The 15,724-nt window shown below is 66.5% G+C and carries 16 protein-coding genes; 7 read left to right on the top strand and 9 right to left on the bottom strand.

The window, feature by feature from the left end; all coding sequences use genetic code 11:
- Window positions 1-13 precede the first annotated feature (13 nt).
- On the top strand, window positions 14-1,972 hold the full coding sequence (gene htpG / locus ACFWPH_RS13265) for a molecular chaperone HtpG (protein WP_378750520.1): 1,959 nt from the start codon (window positions 14-16) through the stop codon (window positions 1,970-1,972).
- Window positions 1,973-2,039: 67 nt separating this feature from the next.
- Window positions 2,040-2,795, top strand: coding sequence for a hypothetical protein (locus tag ACFWPH_RS13260; protein ID WP_378750518.1), 756 nt, complete (start codon window positions 2,040-2,042; stop codon window positions 2,793-2,795).
- 345 nt (window positions 2,796-3,140) lie between these two features.
- On the opposite strand, the gene ACFWPH_RS13255 is transcribed toward ACFWPH_RS13260, so the two are convergent.
- Together ACFWPH_RS13255 and ACFWPH_RS13250 are read right to left on the bottom strand one after the other, a co-directional pair.
- Entirely contained in the window at window positions 3,141-3,908 is a 768-nt protein-coding gene (locus tag ACFWPH_RS13255; protein WP_062971686.1) for an SDR family NAD(P)-dependent oxidoreductase, read from the bottom strand.
- A 110-nt stretch (window positions 3,909-4,018) separates the two neighbouring features.
- Window positions 4,019-4,753 (bottom strand): TMEM165/GDT1 family protein, encoded by a 735-nt coding sequence (locus ACFWPH_RS13250; RefSeq protein WP_378750745.1) that lies wholly within the window; start codon window positions 4,751-4,753, stop codon window positions 4,019-4,021.
- Window positions 4,754-5,293: 540 nt separating this feature from the next.
- Between ACFWPH_RS13250 and ACFWPH_RS13245 the strand changes: the two genes are divergently transcribed.
- Entirely contained in the window at window positions 5,294-5,668 is a 375-nt protein-coding gene (locus ACFWPH_RS13245; protein WP_378750516.1) for a hypothetical protein, read from the top strand.
- A gap of 84 nt (window positions 5,669-5,752) precedes the next feature.
- On the opposite strand, the gene ACFWPH_RS13240 is transcribed toward ACFWPH_RS13245, so the two are convergent.
- From ACFWPH_RS13240 to ACFWPH_RS13230, 3 genes are all read right to left on the bottom strand, one after another.
- Window positions 5,753-6,280: a peptidase gene (locus tag ACFWPH_RS13240; RefSeq protein ID WP_378750514.1), complete on the bottom strand. Its 528-nt coding sequence runs from the start codon at window positions 6,278-6,280 to the stop codon at window positions 5,753-5,755.
- Window positions 6,281-6,507: 227 nt separating this feature from the next.
- Window positions 6,508-7,131: a superoxide dismutase gene (locus tag ACFWPH_RS13235; RefSeq protein WP_033243809.1), complete on the bottom strand. Its 624-nt coding sequence runs from the start codon at window positions 7,129-7,131 to the stop codon at window positions 6,508-6,510.
- 343 nt (window positions 7,132-7,474) lie between these two features.
- Window positions 7,475-8,113, bottom strand: a complete 639-nt coding sequence (locus ACFWPH_RS13230; RefSeq protein WP_378750511.1) for a hypothetical protein — start codon at window positions 8,111-8,113, stop codon at window positions 7,475-7,477.
- A 490-nt stretch (window positions 8,114-8,603) separates the two neighbouring features.
- Here ACFWPH_RS13230 and ACFWPH_RS13225 point away from each other — a divergent pair, with 490 nt between their 5' ends.
- From ACFWPH_RS13225 to ACFWPH_RS13210, 4 genes are all read left to right on the top strand, one after another.
- Complete coding sequence (locus ACFWPH_RS13225; RefSeq protein ID WP_280415898.1) at window positions 8,604-8,972, top strand: rhodanese-like domain-containing protein; 369 nt, start codon at window positions 8,604-8,606, stop codon at window positions 8,970-8,972.
- Between the two features lie 18 nt (window positions 8,973-8,990).
- The gene (locus tag ACFWPH_RS13220; protein ID WP_378750509.1) at window positions 8,991-10,043 is read left to right on the top strand and encodes a DUF4328 domain-containing protein; all 1,053 of its coding nucleotides are present in this window, start codon (window positions 8,991-8,993) and stop codon (window positions 10,041-10,043) included.
- Window positions 10,040-10,825 carry a glycerophosphodiester phosphodiesterase gene (locus ACFWPH_RS13215; RefSeq protein WP_378750507.1) on the top strand — a complete coding sequence of 262 codons (786 nt, stop codon included), beginning with the start codon at window positions 10,040-10,042 and terminating at the stop codon, window positions 10,823-10,825. Before ACFWPH_RS13220 ends, ACFWPH_RS13215 begins: the two co-directional genes overlap by 4 nt.
- Before the next feature lie 74 nt (window positions 10,826-10,899).
- The gene (locus tag ACFWPH_RS13210) at window positions 10,900-11,820 is read left to right on the top strand and encodes a DUF5926 family protein (RefSeq protein WP_378750505.1); all 921 of its coding nucleotides are present in this window, start codon (window positions 10,900-10,902) and stop codon (window positions 11,818-11,820) included.
- Between the two features lie 271 nt (window positions 11,821-12,091).
- On the opposite strand, the gene ACFWPH_RS13205 is transcribed toward ACFWPH_RS13210, so the two are convergent.
- The 4 genes from ACFWPH_RS13205 to ACFWPH_RS13190 form a co-directional block, all read right to left on the bottom strand.
- The gene (locus tag ACFWPH_RS13205; protein WP_033243815.1) at window positions 12,092-12,643 is read right to left on the bottom strand and encodes a ferritin; all 552 of its coding nucleotides are present in this window, start codon (window positions 12,641-12,643) and stop codon (window positions 12,092-12,094) included.
- A gap of 92 nt (window positions 12,644-12,735) precedes the next feature.
- A complete protein-coding gene (locus ACFWPH_RS13200) occupies window positions 12,736-13,290 on the bottom strand; it encodes a ferritin (RefSeq protein WP_378750502.1) in 555 nt (184 codons plus the stop codon).
- 76 nt (window positions 13,291-13,366) lie between these two features.
- A complete protein-coding gene (locus tag ACFWPH_RS13195) occupies window positions 13,367-14,716 on the bottom strand; it encodes an LCP family protein (protein WP_378750743.1) in 1,350 nt (449 codons plus the stop codon).
- Between the two features lie 133 nt (window positions 14,717-14,849).
- Window positions 14,850-15,629 (bottom strand): CPBP family intramembrane glutamic endopeptidase, encoded by a 780-nt coding sequence (locus tag ACFWPH_RS13190; RefSeq protein ID WP_378750500.1) that lies wholly within the window; start codon window positions 15,627-15,629, stop codon window positions 14,850-14,852.
- Between the last annotated feature and the right edge of the window lie 95 nt (window positions 15,630-15,724).

The following is a 15,724-nucleotide window of genomic DNA, read 5'->3' as shown; positions in this document are numbered from 1 at the left end:
ACCATGTGACAGCGTGACAGAGCACGTCGAACAACTCGAGTTCCAGGCCGAGACCCATCAGCTGCTCGAGCTGATGATCCACTCGGTCTACTCCAACAAAGACACGTTCCTGCGGGAGCTGATCTCGAACGCTTCCGACGCGCTGGACAAGCTGCGGCTGGAGTCCTATCGGGACAAGGATCTGCACGTCGACACCGACGACCTGCATATCGAGCTGGAGGTCGACGCCGATCGGCGGATCCTCACGGTCCGGGACAACGGCATCGGCATGTCGCGTGCCGAAGTGGTGGACCTGATCGGAACCCTGGCGAAGTCCGGTACCGCCGAACTGCGCCGCAAACTCAACGAGGCCAAATCCGATGCCGCCGCCGAGGAGCTGATCGGCCAGTTCGGTATCGGCTTCTATTCGACGTTCATGGTGGCCGACAAGGTCGAGCTGACCACCCGCCGCGCGGGTGAGACCACCGCGACCCGCTGGCAGTCCGAGGCCGGCTCCGGTTCGTACACCATCGAAACCCTCGACGAGGCGCCGCAGGGCAGCGCGGTGACGCTGCATCTGAAACCGGCCGACGCCGAGGATCACCTCTTCGACTACACGCAGGAGTACAAGCTCCGCGAGATCGTCAAGAAGTACTCCGATTTCATCGCCTGGCCGATCCGGATGCAGGTCGAGCGGACCGTCACCGAGGGTGAAGGCGAGGACAAACAGGAGAAGACCGTCGTCGAGGAGCAGACGCTCAACTCGATGAAGGCCCTCTGGACCCGCCCCAAGGGCGAGGTCTCCGAGGAGGAGTACCACGAGTTCTACAAGCACGTCAGCCACGCCTGGGACGAGCCGCTGGAGACCATCCCGCTCAAGGCCGAGGGCACCTTCGAATATCAGGCGCTGCTGTTCCTGCCGTCGCAGGCGCCGTTCGACCTGTTCACCCGCGAGCACAAACGCGGTGTGCAGCTCTACGTGAAACGCGTGTTCATCATGGACAACTGCGAAGAGCTGATGCCGGAGTACCTGCGCTTCGTCAAGGGTGTGGTGGATGCGCAGGATCTGTCGCTGAACGTGTCCCGCGAAATCCTGCAGCAGGACCGGCAGATCCAGATGATCCGCAAACGCCTGGTCAAGAAGGTGCTGAGCACCGTCAAGGAGCTGCAGGGCGCCGAGGACCAGACCAAATACCGCACCTTCTGGCAGGAATTCGGCCGGGTCCTCAAGGAGGGCCTGCTTGCCGATTTCGACAACCAGGCCACCATCCTCGAGGTGTCGTCGTTCACCTCCACCCACTCCGATACCGAGGCCACCACACTGGCGCAGTACGTGGAGCGGATGCCCGAGGGCCAGGACGCGATCTACTACATGACCGGCGAATCCCGGGAACAGGTGGAGAAATCACCGCATCTGGAGGCGTTCCGCGCCAAGGGGCGCGAGGTGCTGATCCTCACCGATCCCGTCGACGAGATGTGGGTCGGATCGGTCACGGAGTTCGACGGCAAACCGCTGCAGTCGATCGCCAAGGGCGAGGTCGATCTGGAAACCGAGGAGGAGAAGAAGGAATCCGAGGCCCTGCGCGAACAGCAGGACAAGGATTTCGCCGAGGTGCTGACCTGGCTGGGTAAAACGCTGGAGGGCAGTGTCAAAGAGGTCCGCCTCAGCTCCCGCCTCACCTCCTCGCCGGTCTGCCTGGTCGGTGATGTCTTCGATATGACCCCGATGCTGGAACGCATGTATCGGGCCTCGGGGCAGGAACTGCCGCAGTTCAAACGGATCCTCGAGCTCAACCCCACCCACCCGCTGGTGACCGGGCTTCGCGATGCCTACGACACCCGCAAGGACGACGCCGATGAGGGGAAGGTCCCCGAGCTCATCGAGACCGCCGAACTCCTGTACGGCACGGCTGTGCTGGCCGAAGGCGGGGAACTGAAGGATCCGGCCAAGTTCGCGCAGATCCTCGCCGACCGGCTGACGCGTACGCTCTGACCGGAAGGAGGCCGCGGCGTGCCCCGCGGCCTCCTCTCGAATTCCCCAGGGGCACCCATGGAATGAGGTGGCCGAGGACGACGCGGCTTTCCCGATTTCGCTGCTGCGGCCATCGCATACCCGAGGTCGAGCACCGGAAACGGCTCTGTTCGGCCGGGGCGCAGCATGGGCTGACCGGCACATCATCCGAACCCTTTTCGGGCGCACAGGTTTTCGCCCCGACTTCGACCTGCGGTTTGTAATTCGTCAAGGGGTACGGGCGATGGATTATCCGGAACACGCGAATCGTGTTCCGGATAGGAGATCGATCATGTCGACCACCACTGCGGCGCGCCGTGGATTGCGCTACACCTCGCTTCGGATCGTGCTGCTCGGCGCGCTGTTCGCTGCCCCCGTCCTGGCAGTGGCACCGGCGTCGGCGGAACCAGGGATCGGTCCGATCACGACGCACCTCGCCCCCGTCTCCGATGACTATGACTCCTCCGGCTACGACCGGTGGGGTTATGACCGCCAGGGCTACGACCGGTGGGGGTACGACCGCGAAGGCTATGACCGATTCGGTCGCGATAACCGCGGTTACGACAAGGAAGGCTTCGACCGGTGGGGTTATGACCGCGAAGGCTATGATCGCGACGGCTTCGACACGTGGGGTTACGACGAAGACGGTTACGACGAGGACGGTTACGACCGGTGGGACTACACGCGCGACGGATGCCGTATCGACGGCAACGATCAGAAGTGGGCAATCCGGCGGATCTGCGATGCCTGGCGGGCACGCGTAGCGGCTGCCGGCCCCTTCGCCGATCGAACCGGCCTCCTGTAGTAACGCACCTGGAAGGCGAACGCTCGCCGTCCGGCTTTCCGGCCGGGATGGTGCCGACTCGGGCAAGACCCTCGGCCTACCCGAACGCGGATACAGGACCGCGGATTCGGCCGACGAGAAACTGAAGGGTCCGGCGAGGTACCCACTACCGGAGGCGGCTGTGCCGCAGTCGGTTCCGCTCCGGCTCGGGGTGTCGCAGGCTGACCCTCCGCGCGGCCTGTGACGCCTGGCGGACGAAGATCCCGGCCGGGGGCAGCGGATAGCTGCACACCATCGTTGTACAACCAACGCCCGCCGTCCGTTTCCGGGCGGCGGGCGTTGCGGTCGTATATTGCGGGCCGGAGGTTACCGCGGCGCCATACGCAGCGCGCCGTCCATCCGGATCGTTTCGCCGTTGAGGTAGTCGTGCTCGACGATGTACTGCGAGAGCTGTGCGTACTCGTCCGGACGGCCCAGCCGCGACGGGAACGGGACGCCGGCCTCGAGACCCTGGCGGTATTCCTCGGTGACACCCGCCAGCATCGGGGTGTCGATGATGCCGGGGGCGATGGTGTTGACGCGGATACCGAACTGCGCGAGGTCGCGCGCGGCCGGAACGGTCATACCGTGCACGCCGCCCTTCGACGCCGAGTAGGCGATCTGGCCGATCTGGCCCTCGAACGCGGCCACGGAGGCGGTGTTGATCACGACGCCGCGCTGTCCGGCCTCGTCCACCGCATCGGTCTTGGCGATGGCGTCGGCGGCGAGCCGCATGACGTTGAAGCTACCGAGCAGGTTGACGGTGATCACCGTGCGGAACAGCTCGAGATCGTGCGGGCCGTTCTTGGACAGGATGCGCCCGGCCCAGCCGACGCCGGCGCAGTTGACCACGATGCGCAGCGGGATACCCGATTCGACCACCTTGGCGACGGCGGCGGCGACCTCGTCGTGGCTGGTGACATCGGCGGCGAGCAGGGTGACCCCGTCGGGGACATTGTCGCCGGCGCGCTCGATCGACTGCGGTACGTCGAGCCCGAAGACGGTGGCGCCCAGATCGGCGAAACGCTTGGCGGTGGCGGCGCCCAGACCGGACGCGCCCCCGGTGACGATGGCGGCGGAACCCGAAATCTCCACGATGGTCCTCTCGTTCGTGACAAGCCAGTTGGCCTAACGTCAATTGCACCCTAGCCCGTGGATGCGCCGGGGTCGTGGACGGTCCCCTTGCGCCGATCGGTCATCGGATGCTAGCGCTGGCCACCGGCCGGTCGCTCGCCGATATCCACGGTGTCTGCCGAGGTCACGGCCATTTCCCGGGCCATCCGGCGGGTGTGCAGCCACCACAGTGTCAGGGCTGCCGCGGCAGGCGCCGCCAGCGCGAGACCGATCGCCGGTAGCAGGCCGATCGCCGGGGCCGCGGTGTTCAGGGCGGTCAGTGCGCCGATGAACAGGAACAGCAGCCCCGAGCCGAATCCGATGGCCCGTTCGGGGAGGTGTTTGCCCAGCAGAATCCCCGCGGCGATGGCCAGCGCGTCGGCCGCGACCATCCCGATGGTCGAGCCCAGCCAGACCCCCGCCCAGTTGTTGTCGGTGGCGAGCGCAGCTGTGGCGAACATGGTGCGGTCGCCGAGTTCGGCCAGCAGGAAGGCGGAGAGGACGACGAAGAAGGGCGCGGCGGTGGCGAACCTCGGCGGTGACGGTTCGCCGCCATCGTCTCCGGTAAGTTCGCGCAGCGTCCAGATACCGACTGCGAGGAAGGTCACCGCCGCAACCCAGGCGATGGCTGTCGTGGGTAGGGCGGAACCCAGGAAATGGCCGATGGCGACCGAGAGCACGTGCACGGCGGCCGTCGCCGCGGTGATCCCGCCGAGGACCACCCACCAGCGATAGCGCAGGGCAAAGGTCAACGCCATGAGCTGGGACTTATCGCCCAGTTCGGCAAGGAAAACGATACCGATGGCGAGTCCGATGGTGGCGATCATCTCCAGGGGCTCCCGATCCTCCGGTTCACCGGCCGGATACAGATTGCCTCCGGCCGGCAACGCGATAGCTGTCCGGCCGAAGGTCTCGCCCACCGGGGTACCGGTTCACGCGACCGGACCCGCCACCCGGGGCGGCGTGGTCAGTATGTCGACCGCGTGATTGGGGGCTACTCCCCTTCGCTGTCGGCAACTCTATCGCATCGACGTCGGTGTCGCAATTACGCAACTGTGAAACATGGCTTCCGGCAATAAGTTTGGGTAAGGTAGCGACATAGTTAGGGGACCCTGATAACCGTTATCCGGTCGTCCGGAACGGTTTTATGGCATCACTCCAGCAATCAGATCGCGAGCCCTGAATCGAAGCGTGGGGTCCTCGCCAGGTCGGACCGAGGTGTGGCCGAAGTGTCCTTGCGAGTTGTGGGAAATGCGTCCGGCCGGTGAGCGGCCGGATCACCGAGAACCGTGAGCCGTGTGACCGAACGTAAGCCTGATGGGCCCGGTCGCTCGGTACACTACCGACCAACGAGAGGATCACGTCAGATGTCGATCGAGAACCGCTTGGCTGTGCTGGAAGCCCAGGTTGTGCAGATAATCAACGAGCGCGATCGGGAACCGGAATCGGTCCGGGGTCTCCGAGCCCGGATCGATAGCAACCACAATGCGGTTGTGGGGGAGCTCGGCAGTCTGCACGCGGACGTCCAGGATCTGCGGACCGGCCAAGCTCGGCTCGAAGCCGGGCAGACCAAGCTGCGTGCCGATATTCAGGAGCTGCGGGCGGGGCAGTCTCGGCTCGAAACCGGGCAGGCCCGGCTCGACACCGGACAGGCGGAGCTGCGCGCCGACGTTGCCACCTTGCAGCAAGGCCAGCAAGCTGTCATGGACAAGCTCGCGGAGATCTTGTCGAAGCTGCAGTAACCAGCGGTTCGGCCGCCTCCGATTGTGGAACGGCCGATGGCGGTATCGTCGCGAGCCCGGAGATCTGCCGGGCTCGGCACCGGATCAGGCGGCGAGCAACATGGCCAGTACGGCGGTATCGGGATCGCTGATCGGGTCCAGTCCCACCCTGCTGACCAGGGAAGTAACCGTCCCGTCCGCCTCGGCCTCGGCCCAGGCGGCCCGGTGTTCCAGCCCGAGGTGCGGCAGCCCTGGCAGCAGTACGCATCCGGAAGCGGCACCTGTGCATTCCGGTAGTGAGGGGTTGGTTTCCGCCGGGGGATGCAGCATGAACAGGGCGGGCGGTGTGTGCTCGCCGAAAAGTCCCGGTTGCACACCCTCCTCGCCCAGCACCGGGCCCTCCGCGATCACCAGCCCGACCGTATCGGGTGCCGGATCATCGGGTAGGTCTTCGCGAACTCCGAAGACGGTCGAGGTGGTGAGCAGGCCGGGCATGGAGGCCACACGTACCGCGAGCACCAGTAGTTGTGACCATTCCTTGGTCGTGTCCGGCCAGCGGCCGGAGATCACGAAACCGCGCAGTGTTCCGCCGGCGTGGAATGGCGTCACGCCGATTTGACCGTTGCCGCGCATGATGCCTCCCGTACGGATACCGGGGCGGCCTTGCCCATCTGTTATGCGCTTCGAGCATCTCCCAGAAGTCGTCTGGCACACAAGTGCCAGAGAGTGCCAGTTCACCTGGAAATACCGAAATGCCCGCGGACCCCATGGTCCGCGGGCTCGGTGCGCTGTATCGTTCGTCGGCCCTGGGGCCGGCCGTTCACCGGCCGGAGAGCAAACCGGCGATACGACGTAGGCGATCAGCCGAAGATGAGGCCCTTCGCCTGACTGGTGGCCTTGGCGAAACGCTCCTGGACGTCGGCCCAGTTGACCACGTTCCAGAAGGCCTTCACGTAGTCGGCTTTGACGTTCTTGTACTGCAGGTAGAAGGCGTGCTCCCACATATCGACCTGCAGCAGCGGGATGATGCCCAGCGGGACATTGGCCTGCTGGTCGTAGAGCTGGAAGGTCAGCAGCTTCTGGCCGAGCGTGTCGTAGCCGAGCACCGCCCAGCCGGAGCCCTGCAGGCCGTTGGCCGCGGCGGTGAACTGCGCGCGGAACTTGTCGAACGATCCGAACTGGTCGTCGATGGCGGCGGCCAGCTCACCCGTCGGCTTGTCGCCGCCGTTGGGGGAGAGGTTCTTCCACCAGATGGAGTGGTTGACGTGACCGCCCAGGTGGAATGCGAGGTTCTTCTCGTGCAGGAAGATGGCGCCGTGATCGCCGGCTTCGCGCGCGGCTTCGAGCTTCTCCAGCGCGGTGTTCACCCCGGCGACGTAGGTCGCGTGGTGCTTCGAGTGGTGAATCTCGTTGATCTGCCCGGAGATATGCGGCTCCAGGGCGCCGTAGTCGTAATCCAGATCTGGCAGCGTGTACTCAGCCACGATGTCCCTTCCTTGTCGGGTCGAGCGCGTCCTGTACGGGATGCTCCCGACCATTCGTACACCCGATCGGTCCAACTCGCCCCGACACCCCACCATTCCACATCGGACCGAAACCGACCATTTTTGTTCCGGTCCTGTGATACACCCGCCGCTGTCCGCCGGCGCCGACCTGGTCGGATGCGGGTCGCGACCTGTCCGGCGCGGAAGGCGAAGATAGCGGCCGGACCCGGCACGGAGATCACCTACACCGGCCGCCGCCACCCGCCGCGCTCTCCGAGCGATGGAAGTCGCGGTGCGGCAGATCTTTCCCGGTGGCCTCCGCTGCGGGCCGCCGGGCGACGGCTCACAACGGCGGTGCGATACCCGGATGTGATGCGCGGGGGTCGCCCTTGTCGTGGGCGGCCCACCAGCGTTGCGAACCGGAGAACAGATCCGGTAGCGGGATGGGTTCCCCGTCGTCGCGCTGTGCGGTCACCGAATCGAACCAGACCCGGATATCGAGTTCGCGCGGATCGACCCCTTCTTCCTGGGAGAACTCCAGGACATGCCGGGAGATCCGGGTATCGATGGTGGTATCGAAACTGAGCAGTTCGCTCCACAGCGTCCAGCTGCTGTCGTCCAGGTCGATGAATTCCCAGCCGTGGAGCCGGCTACCGCCGAAGCTGGCCACCGCGGCGTCGAGGCCGGTGAGCTCCAGCGGCAGGATTTGCGGTTCCAGATCGTCCCACCGCTGCATCCGCAACGATGCGGCAATTCTTGTGACCCCGTGGAAGATGAGCTGCACCCGTTCCGTGTGGGCGCCCGGGGCGGCGTCGGCGGTGGCGATGCCGGTGGTTTGCTCCGGCAGTATCAGCACCTCGAGGTCGAGTACCAGTCGTTTTGCCTCGGAATCGACTGTCGATCCCAGGCATCCGGCCTCCGAGAGTGCTTTGTCGAGGCCGGCCTTGTCCAATTCGTCGAGTAACCCCCTGGTCGATGTCATGGCGCCAGATTACCGAGATCAGTACTGGGATCAGGGGATTTTTCATTTTTCCGGTTCCGGTGGAACCGATTCGGCGCCGGCGGCGTCCAACTGGTTATCGAGTCGCGACGGGGCGCGGCGCGATGCGGTGGCCGGACGGCCGCTCCGGGATTTTTTGGAGGGGAGTACCGGATCGGCCGTTCGGATCCACCGTTACCGCAGGTCGAGCCGTCGATCCGGGGAACCTGGGATAATGGTGCGCTGAATGGTAGCTGATCGCGCCGGGACACGGTGTGAATTATGCATATTACTCATCACCCGGCCGTTCTGGACAGGGCCGGTGTGGGATCGGGTCGATGCGTTATCCCGATCCGGCGAATTTTCGGCAGCGCCCGGCGTGTCGGTTCGGTCCGGACCGTCGCGGACCATCGGCCGGCGGTGACCGGGCGTCCCTGCGGACGCTCGCCCCGGACCCGGCGGCGGTACCGGCGGTTGTGGCAGGATCAGTAACGTGACGAGCTTCGGGGTCCCGTCGGTATCGGTCGAGGCCGTACCGGCCGAATTCGATCAGCCGCCCGGGCAGGCGGAGGCGGCTGCCGTCGTCCTGCTCGATGTGCGTGAGGACGACGAGTGGCAGCTCGGCCATGCGCCGGGCGCCGTGCACATCCCACTGTCCGATATCCCGGCGCGTTACGGCGAACTGGATCCCGACGCCGACCTGTATGTCATCTGCCGGCAGGGCGGACGCTCGATCGAGGCGGTCAAGTATCTGGTGAACATCGGATACGAAGCGGTCAACGTGGCCGGCGGCATGGTGGCCTGGCAGCAACTCGGCCGGCCGCTGGCCGGCGAGGGCCCCGGGCCCGCGACGATCTACTGACGAATTGCGAGGTGCGCGGTGAGTACGGTGGTGCAGCCTTGTGCCCGCTGCGGTACACGCTGGGCGGTGCAGGGTACGCCGATGCACTGGTGCCCGCGGTGCCGCGGCGTTCTGCTGTCCCCGGGCCCGATCGACGCCCCGCCGCAGCGCCGTAATTACCGCTGGGTCGCCCGCCGTCCCGGTCGCCTCGACCGTTCCGGCCGGGTCACCGGATCGGGCCGGGTTTCCGCGGGGACACCCCGATATACCGAGATTCCGCGCTGGGGGCTGCAGGACCGCCCGGTAGCCGCACAGGACCGCGAACAGCCCCGTCCGCTGAGCACGCTCACCCGCTGGGTGTACACCGCGCTACTGTCCACCGCGGTGCTGTTCGGCCTGGCCGCCGTGGCCGAACTCGGCCGATACCTGCTTCTGCTGCGCAATCGCACCCGGCTGATCGAACCGCCGCTGCTGTGGTTCTCCGACGCGCTCGTGAACACTGCCGCGCTGTTCGCGTTGATCATGGCGCTGGTCGCCGCGGTGGCCGCGCTGGGCTGGCTGATCGAGGTGCGTCGCGCCACCTTCGCCGCGACCGGCCGCCGGGACCCGCGTTCACCGCGCATTCTGGCGCTGGGCTGCCTGATTCCGGTGGTGAACCTGATCTGGCCAGGCGTCTTCCTCTCGGAGGTGCTGGCCGAACGCGGCGATCCGCGCCCGTTGCGGGCGGTGCGGATCTGGTGGGCGGTCTGGGTTCTCGGCGGTCTGCTCGCGGTGGGGGCCCTGTTCTGGCGGACCGCCGACTCGCTGCAGGCCCAGGCCGACGGCGTGCTGTTCACCGCGTTGACCGATCTCGCCGCGGCCGCTGTCGCCGTGCTGACACTCTGGGTCGTGCGCACGGTCGAGGGCCGCGATCTACGCGGCCGGGACCGGCTCGCCCACCGCTGGGTGGTGGCCGTCGACCCGGCCACGCCGTTGATCGAACCGGTGCATCCGGGCGGTGCCGCTACGGTGAGCAGGGCGCCGGACGCCGGATCGGCGGAATCCCGGGATGGTGCCGACCGAGGAGCAGCACAGGAGGTTGTGGCCCAGTGAGCGAGCACAGCGACCAGTCGGTCCAGGGCCCGCGTGCGCCGTTCGTGGTCGCGCACCGCGGCGCCTCGGCCGCGCGTCCGGAACATACGCTGGCGGCCTACGAACTGGCGCTGGAAGAGGGGGCCGACGGGGTCGAATGCGATGTGCGGCTCACCCGCGACGGTCATCTGGTCTGCGTGCACGACCGCACGGTGGACCGCACCTCCAGCGGTACCGGATTGGTCAGCGAGCTGACGCTGGCCGAGCTGAAGGAACTGGACTTCGGTGACGGAGCCCCGGCCGGTGTGCTCACGCTGAGCGAACTCATCGGCCTGGTGCTGGATTGGCGCAGCCGGCCGACGAAACTGTTCATCGAGACCAAACACCCGGTCCGATACGGGTCGCTGGTGGAGAACAAGGTGCTGGCCGAACTACAGCGTTTCGGAATCGCCACCCCGGCGTCGGCGGCCCATTCGCGTGCGGTGGTGATGTCGTTCGCGGCCACCGCGGTCTGGCGGATTCGGCGGGCGGCGCCGTTGCTGCCGACCGTGCTGCTCGGCGAATCCTCCCGCTATCTGGGCGGAAGTGCGGCGACCACCGTGGGTGCCACCGCGGTGGGCCCCTCGGTGAAAACACTGCGCGAACATCCGGAGCTGGTGGACAAGGCCGCCGCGGCCGGCCGGGCGACCTACTGCTGGACGGTCGACGAACCCGACGATATCGCGCTGTGCGCGGATCTCGGGGTGAGCTGGGTGGCGACGAACCATCCGGGCCGGGCGAAGGCTGTCCTCGCCAACCGCTGAAGCGGCTACTCGCCGGGCTCCGAACCGAGTGGCCTGCCGCCGGTTGACCGGTATGCCGTGTAATTTGACCAGCCGTGGGTAAGAGCAAACGCAATAGTCCGAAACCCGGCGGCAACCGGGCCCAGCGTCTGGCCGAGCGGCGGGCGGCGTTGCAGGAGGCCGAAACTGCCGTCGCCCGTCCTTTCGAGGGACTGGCCGCGGAATGCGATCTGGTCGCGCTGCGCGAGTTCGTCCCGTCGGCGACCGCCGAGTTGGCGCTCGCTCCCGGAGTCGCCGCCGAGCGACCGGTAGTCCTGGCGACCGTGCTGCCCGGTGCGGTGGCGGCCCTGGTACGCGCCGCCGATACACCGACCGGATACATCGGTGTGCAGGTACAGGCCCCGACGGCGGATCCGGCCGCGGATATCGCGGCGTCGATTCTCTGGGCGCAATCCGCCGAACCCGGTGATTCGCTGGCCGTGGCGCATGCCGCGCCGGGCGGGCCCGCGCTTTCCGATGTGATCGTGGCCGACGCTGCACTGGATCTGGTGGTGCACCAGGATTTCGATTGGTGGGTGCCGGAAGGGGTGCAGCCCGATCCGCAGATCGCCGCCACCATCGAGCAGGCCAAAGAGGCCATCATGCCGTCGGATCGACTGGATCTGGGGCCCGCGTCGATCGGTGCGCCCTGGTGGGTGGATGCCGGCGAGAAAGCTCATCTGCGCTGGGTCCGGCCGGAGTCGGAAGACGATCTGATGCTGGCGCTGGCCAGGTTGCACGCGGCGGGCGGGCTGCATCTCGGTGAGGGTTCGCGGTTTGCCGGTTCGTTCCGTACGCACGGGCTGCTGGTACCGGTCTTCGATCTCGACCCGGACCGTCATGTGAGCGAATGGGCTACTCCGGCAACGGAATTCGGAGAGCGCTTGACCGAGGCGCTGGCGGTCGACGCCCCGCTGACCTCGGAGCAGCGGCGTTCACGGGACGGGCTGCGGTCGCGTCAGGTGACCCTTCGCTGAATAAAACGGAGAAATTTCCGAAAAACCCTTCTTTCCGAAGCTGATCTCCGCTAGGTTTCAGGGGTCGCCGTTTCTGGAACCCCCCGGCGACGAACGTCAGCCGACACACGACCCGGCGCCGGCTGACGTGCTGGAGCATCGGCCGCCCGGCCTCGGCGCAGTAGGCCGGGACGGCCGATGCTCCCAATTCATCACCCGGGAAACAGTCCACGAGCCCCGTCCGAGCTGTCCGCATTGCGGCGGCTACCCGGCGGGGCGGACTGTCCAGTTATCAGATATGGCCGCCGGCCACCGACGGCGAGCCCGGCGCATAGGTCGGGTCGTCGCTCATCTCGCGGGCGATGAATTCCTCGAGATCGAACAGGTTCGAACCGGCGCGGTCGGCGACAGTGAGCAGCGTGGTCATCTTCGCGACTTCCTCGACCTGCTCCTTGAGGAACCACTGCATGAACTGCTCGCCCAGATAATCGCCTTCTTCGCGGGCCGTGCTCGCCAGCTGAACAATCTGGTCGGTAACGGTCTTCTCCTGATCGAGTGCCAGCGCGATCGGCTCGCGGGAATTCTCGAAATGCGACTTTGCTGCATCGACGCCGGAAATGTCGACGCTGATATCCCGATCCAGGAAATATTGGACGATCATCATCGCGTGATTGCGTTCTTCGACGGCCTGCGCGTAGAACCGCTTCGCGAGTTGGGGCAGGTCGGCGTTGTCGTACCACACGGCGATGGCGATGTACTGGTGCTCGGCGTTGAACTCGTGCCGAATTTGATCGTGCAGCAATCCGTGGAATTTGCTGCGGGGGCTCTCCGGATGATTGGACATGCCTTGACATTAACGCCGCAAAGGGGCTATGTCATCCAAGTGCAGCCTTATTGAGGCTAGTGTTGCCTTATTCGAATAAGGATAGTGTTGCCTTATTTATTTCTGCTGGCTCCGGCTATTTTCGGCACCGAGCTGTTCGTTTGTGGTGCGACCGCGGGCAGCTCGCGGGCCACGAACTCCTCGACATCGAACAAATTCCCGGCTGAGCGATCGATCACAGCCAGCAGGGTCGACATACCGGCCACATCCTGCTGCTGGCATTCGAGCAGCCAGCTCATGAATTGTTCACCGAGGAAATCCGCCCATTCCCGGGCGACCTTGGCGAGTTCGGTGACCTGATCGGTCAGGGTCTGCTCGCGGGCGAGCAGGAAAGCCACTGCCGCATGAGGTGATTCGAAGGTCTGACGCACTTCGCCGAGGCCGCCGATGGTGATCTCGAGATCCCGGTCGATCAGATACTGGACGATCCGCAGCGCATGCCCGCGCTGCTGTTCCGACCGTCCGTAGCAGTGCGCGGCCAGCCGCGGCAACCGCTGGATATCGAAATACACCGCCGCGGCCAGATACTGCTGCGAAGCGGTGAGCCCGTGCTGTACCTGGGCCCGGAGCAGGGCGATGAACGGCTGAGCCAGGTCGCTGTCGTGCATATATCGATTATCGCGCGTCCGCGGCCGGGCGCGGGGGCCGGGCCGCAACGAGTGGTCGCCGCCGGGCCCGGCGGACTCATTCGGTGGTGAGCTCCGCCGGGATCGGATCGCCGTCGGCCAGCGCTTCGAAGAAACGGCTGGCATCGGGCTTCGCCCACAACAGGACGTTGCCGCTGGCCGTATCGGTGAATCCACCGACCGGGACGCTCGTCGCCAGGGTGTCGCCCCGCAACGACCAGCCCAGCCGGGCGAGGTCCCAGATATGGTCGTCGGAGTCGACGGTCAATGAACGCGCGGTATTACTGGCCATGGGCCACAGCGCGAACGGGTTGGCCAGGGTGGCCGGGCTGGTCGCCTTCTCCAGCAATGCCGAGAGGAACAGTCGCTGATTGTTCATCCGGTCGATATCGGCGAGTGCGGTGGCGCGGCTGCGCACGAAGCCCAGCGCCTGGGGACCGTTCAATTCCTGACAGCCCGCGGGGATATCGATGCCGGCCAGCGGATCGTTGATGGCCTGCGGTACGCACACATCGATACCACCCAGCCCGTCCACCACGCCCGCGAAACCGGCGAAACCGATCTCGGCGTAATGATCGATGTGCAGACCGGTCGCGATTTCCACGGTTTGGGTGAGCAGTGGCGCCCCGCCGAAAGCGAACGCGGCATTGAGTTTGTCCTGGCCGTAGCCCGGGATACCGACATAGGAATCACGCGGCAGGCTCACCAAGGTGGTGCGGCCCGAGGGTGGGATATGCACCAGGATGATGGTGTCGGTGCGTGCGTCGCCGACCTCACCGCCTGTGGCCAGGCCTTGCGCCTCTTCGTCGGAGAGACCGGCCCTGCTGTCCGACCCGACGAGCAGCCAGTTGGTACCCGCCGTGTTACCCACTCGGTCCTCATAGTCGCCGAGCGCGTCGATCCGGGTGAGTGAACCGTCGAGTTTCACGACCGCGTACACGAGCGCGGTGACCAGCACCAGCAGGAAAACCAGGACCCATCGGCCGATATGGCGTTTCCGGCGGCGGCGCGGCCGCGGGGCGGCACCGCCGTAGGGCGCATCCCGGCCCGGTGGCGGTGGCCGCCTGCGACCTCCGCGGTCCGGAGCCGGGCGCTGGGTGGGTGCGTACTCGGATTCGCGGTAGGGCACCGGTCGTTGCGTGGGTGCATGCGTGCGTGGACCGGGTTTGCCGCCACGTCCCGGCGCTGGGGGGCGCGCGGGGGCGGCCTGCCGTCCCTCGGGGGCCTGTGAGTACGCCCGGGGCGGTTCATAGCGTTCGGCCGGTCGGCCGCCCCGGTCCGGGGCCGGACCGCGTCGGATGACCTGCGGCGGTTCGACCGGTGGCCGCCCGCCGTGCGGCGGGGGTGGTACGGGCCGGCGCGCGGGGCCTCGTCCGGGTGCTCCATTCTGCGGCGGCACCCGGCGCATCCGTGGGTCGTCGCCGTTCATCATCATCAGACTGTACTTATCGTTCTCGCCCGTGTTCGTTAGCGCTGTAACCGGCCGGACTACGCCCCAGGTCGGGGCGCCGATCGTGTCCAGCCGGGTTACGCGGCGGACCTCACGGCAGCCACGACACCCGCCCGCGCAACACGCCGTAACCGATATAGGCCACCACATCGATCACCGCATGCGCGATGATCAACGGCCACAGCCGGCCGGTGCGCTGCCAATACCGCCCGAAGATCACGCCCATCACCACGTTGCCGATTCCTCCGCCGAGCCCCTGATAGAGGTGATAGCTGCCACGCAGCAGCGCCGAAGCGGCCAGGGCCGAATTATCCGACCAGCCCAGCGCGCGCAGCCTGGTCAGCAGATAGGCGACCACCACGATCTCCTCGGCGCCCGAATTGGCGCAGGCGGAAAGCACCAGTGCCGGCAGCCGCCACCATTGGTCGGCCAGTGCGTCCGGGACGATGGTCACATTGATCCCCAGGCCCTGGGCGATGAGATACAGCCCCAAACCGGGAAGCCCGATCACCGCGGCGAGCACCAGTCCGTGCAGTACATCGGGACGCAAACGCATCCGGGCCAGCCCGATCGCCCGAGGTCCCAGCCCGCTGCGCCACAGCAGGTAGAGGGCGAGCCCCGCCCACCCGGCCAAACGCGCCACACTGAGCAGCTGGAAGAGCAGGTCCAGCACCGACTGACTCGTCCGTGACGAATTCAACGCGACGGTCTGCTCGCCGACACCGCCCGGTGCCAGCGCGCTCTCCAGGAGCGACAGCGCGGCATTGATCCCGCTCAGGCCGAATGTGACACCCAGGACGACGAGAATTTCGAGCCGGATCGCCCGCTGCTCCCGCAGCCGGTCGCCGACCGTCCAACCGCTTTCGCTCATGTACCGAACTTATGGGCCCACTGTCCGCAGGCGCGGCGCGAGGTGCACGGCGCGAGGTGCGCTGGCCGAGGTGTGCGGCCCGGCGGGTGTGTGGG

This window comes from Nocardia sp. NPDC058499 (assembly GCF_042719915.1).
GTDB lineage: Bacteria > Actinomycetota > Actinomycetes > Mycobacteriales > Mycobacteriaceae > Nocardia.
The sequence above is the reverse complement of the archived record's forward strand: the minus strand, read 5'-3'. Positions and strand labels throughout refer to the sequence as shown.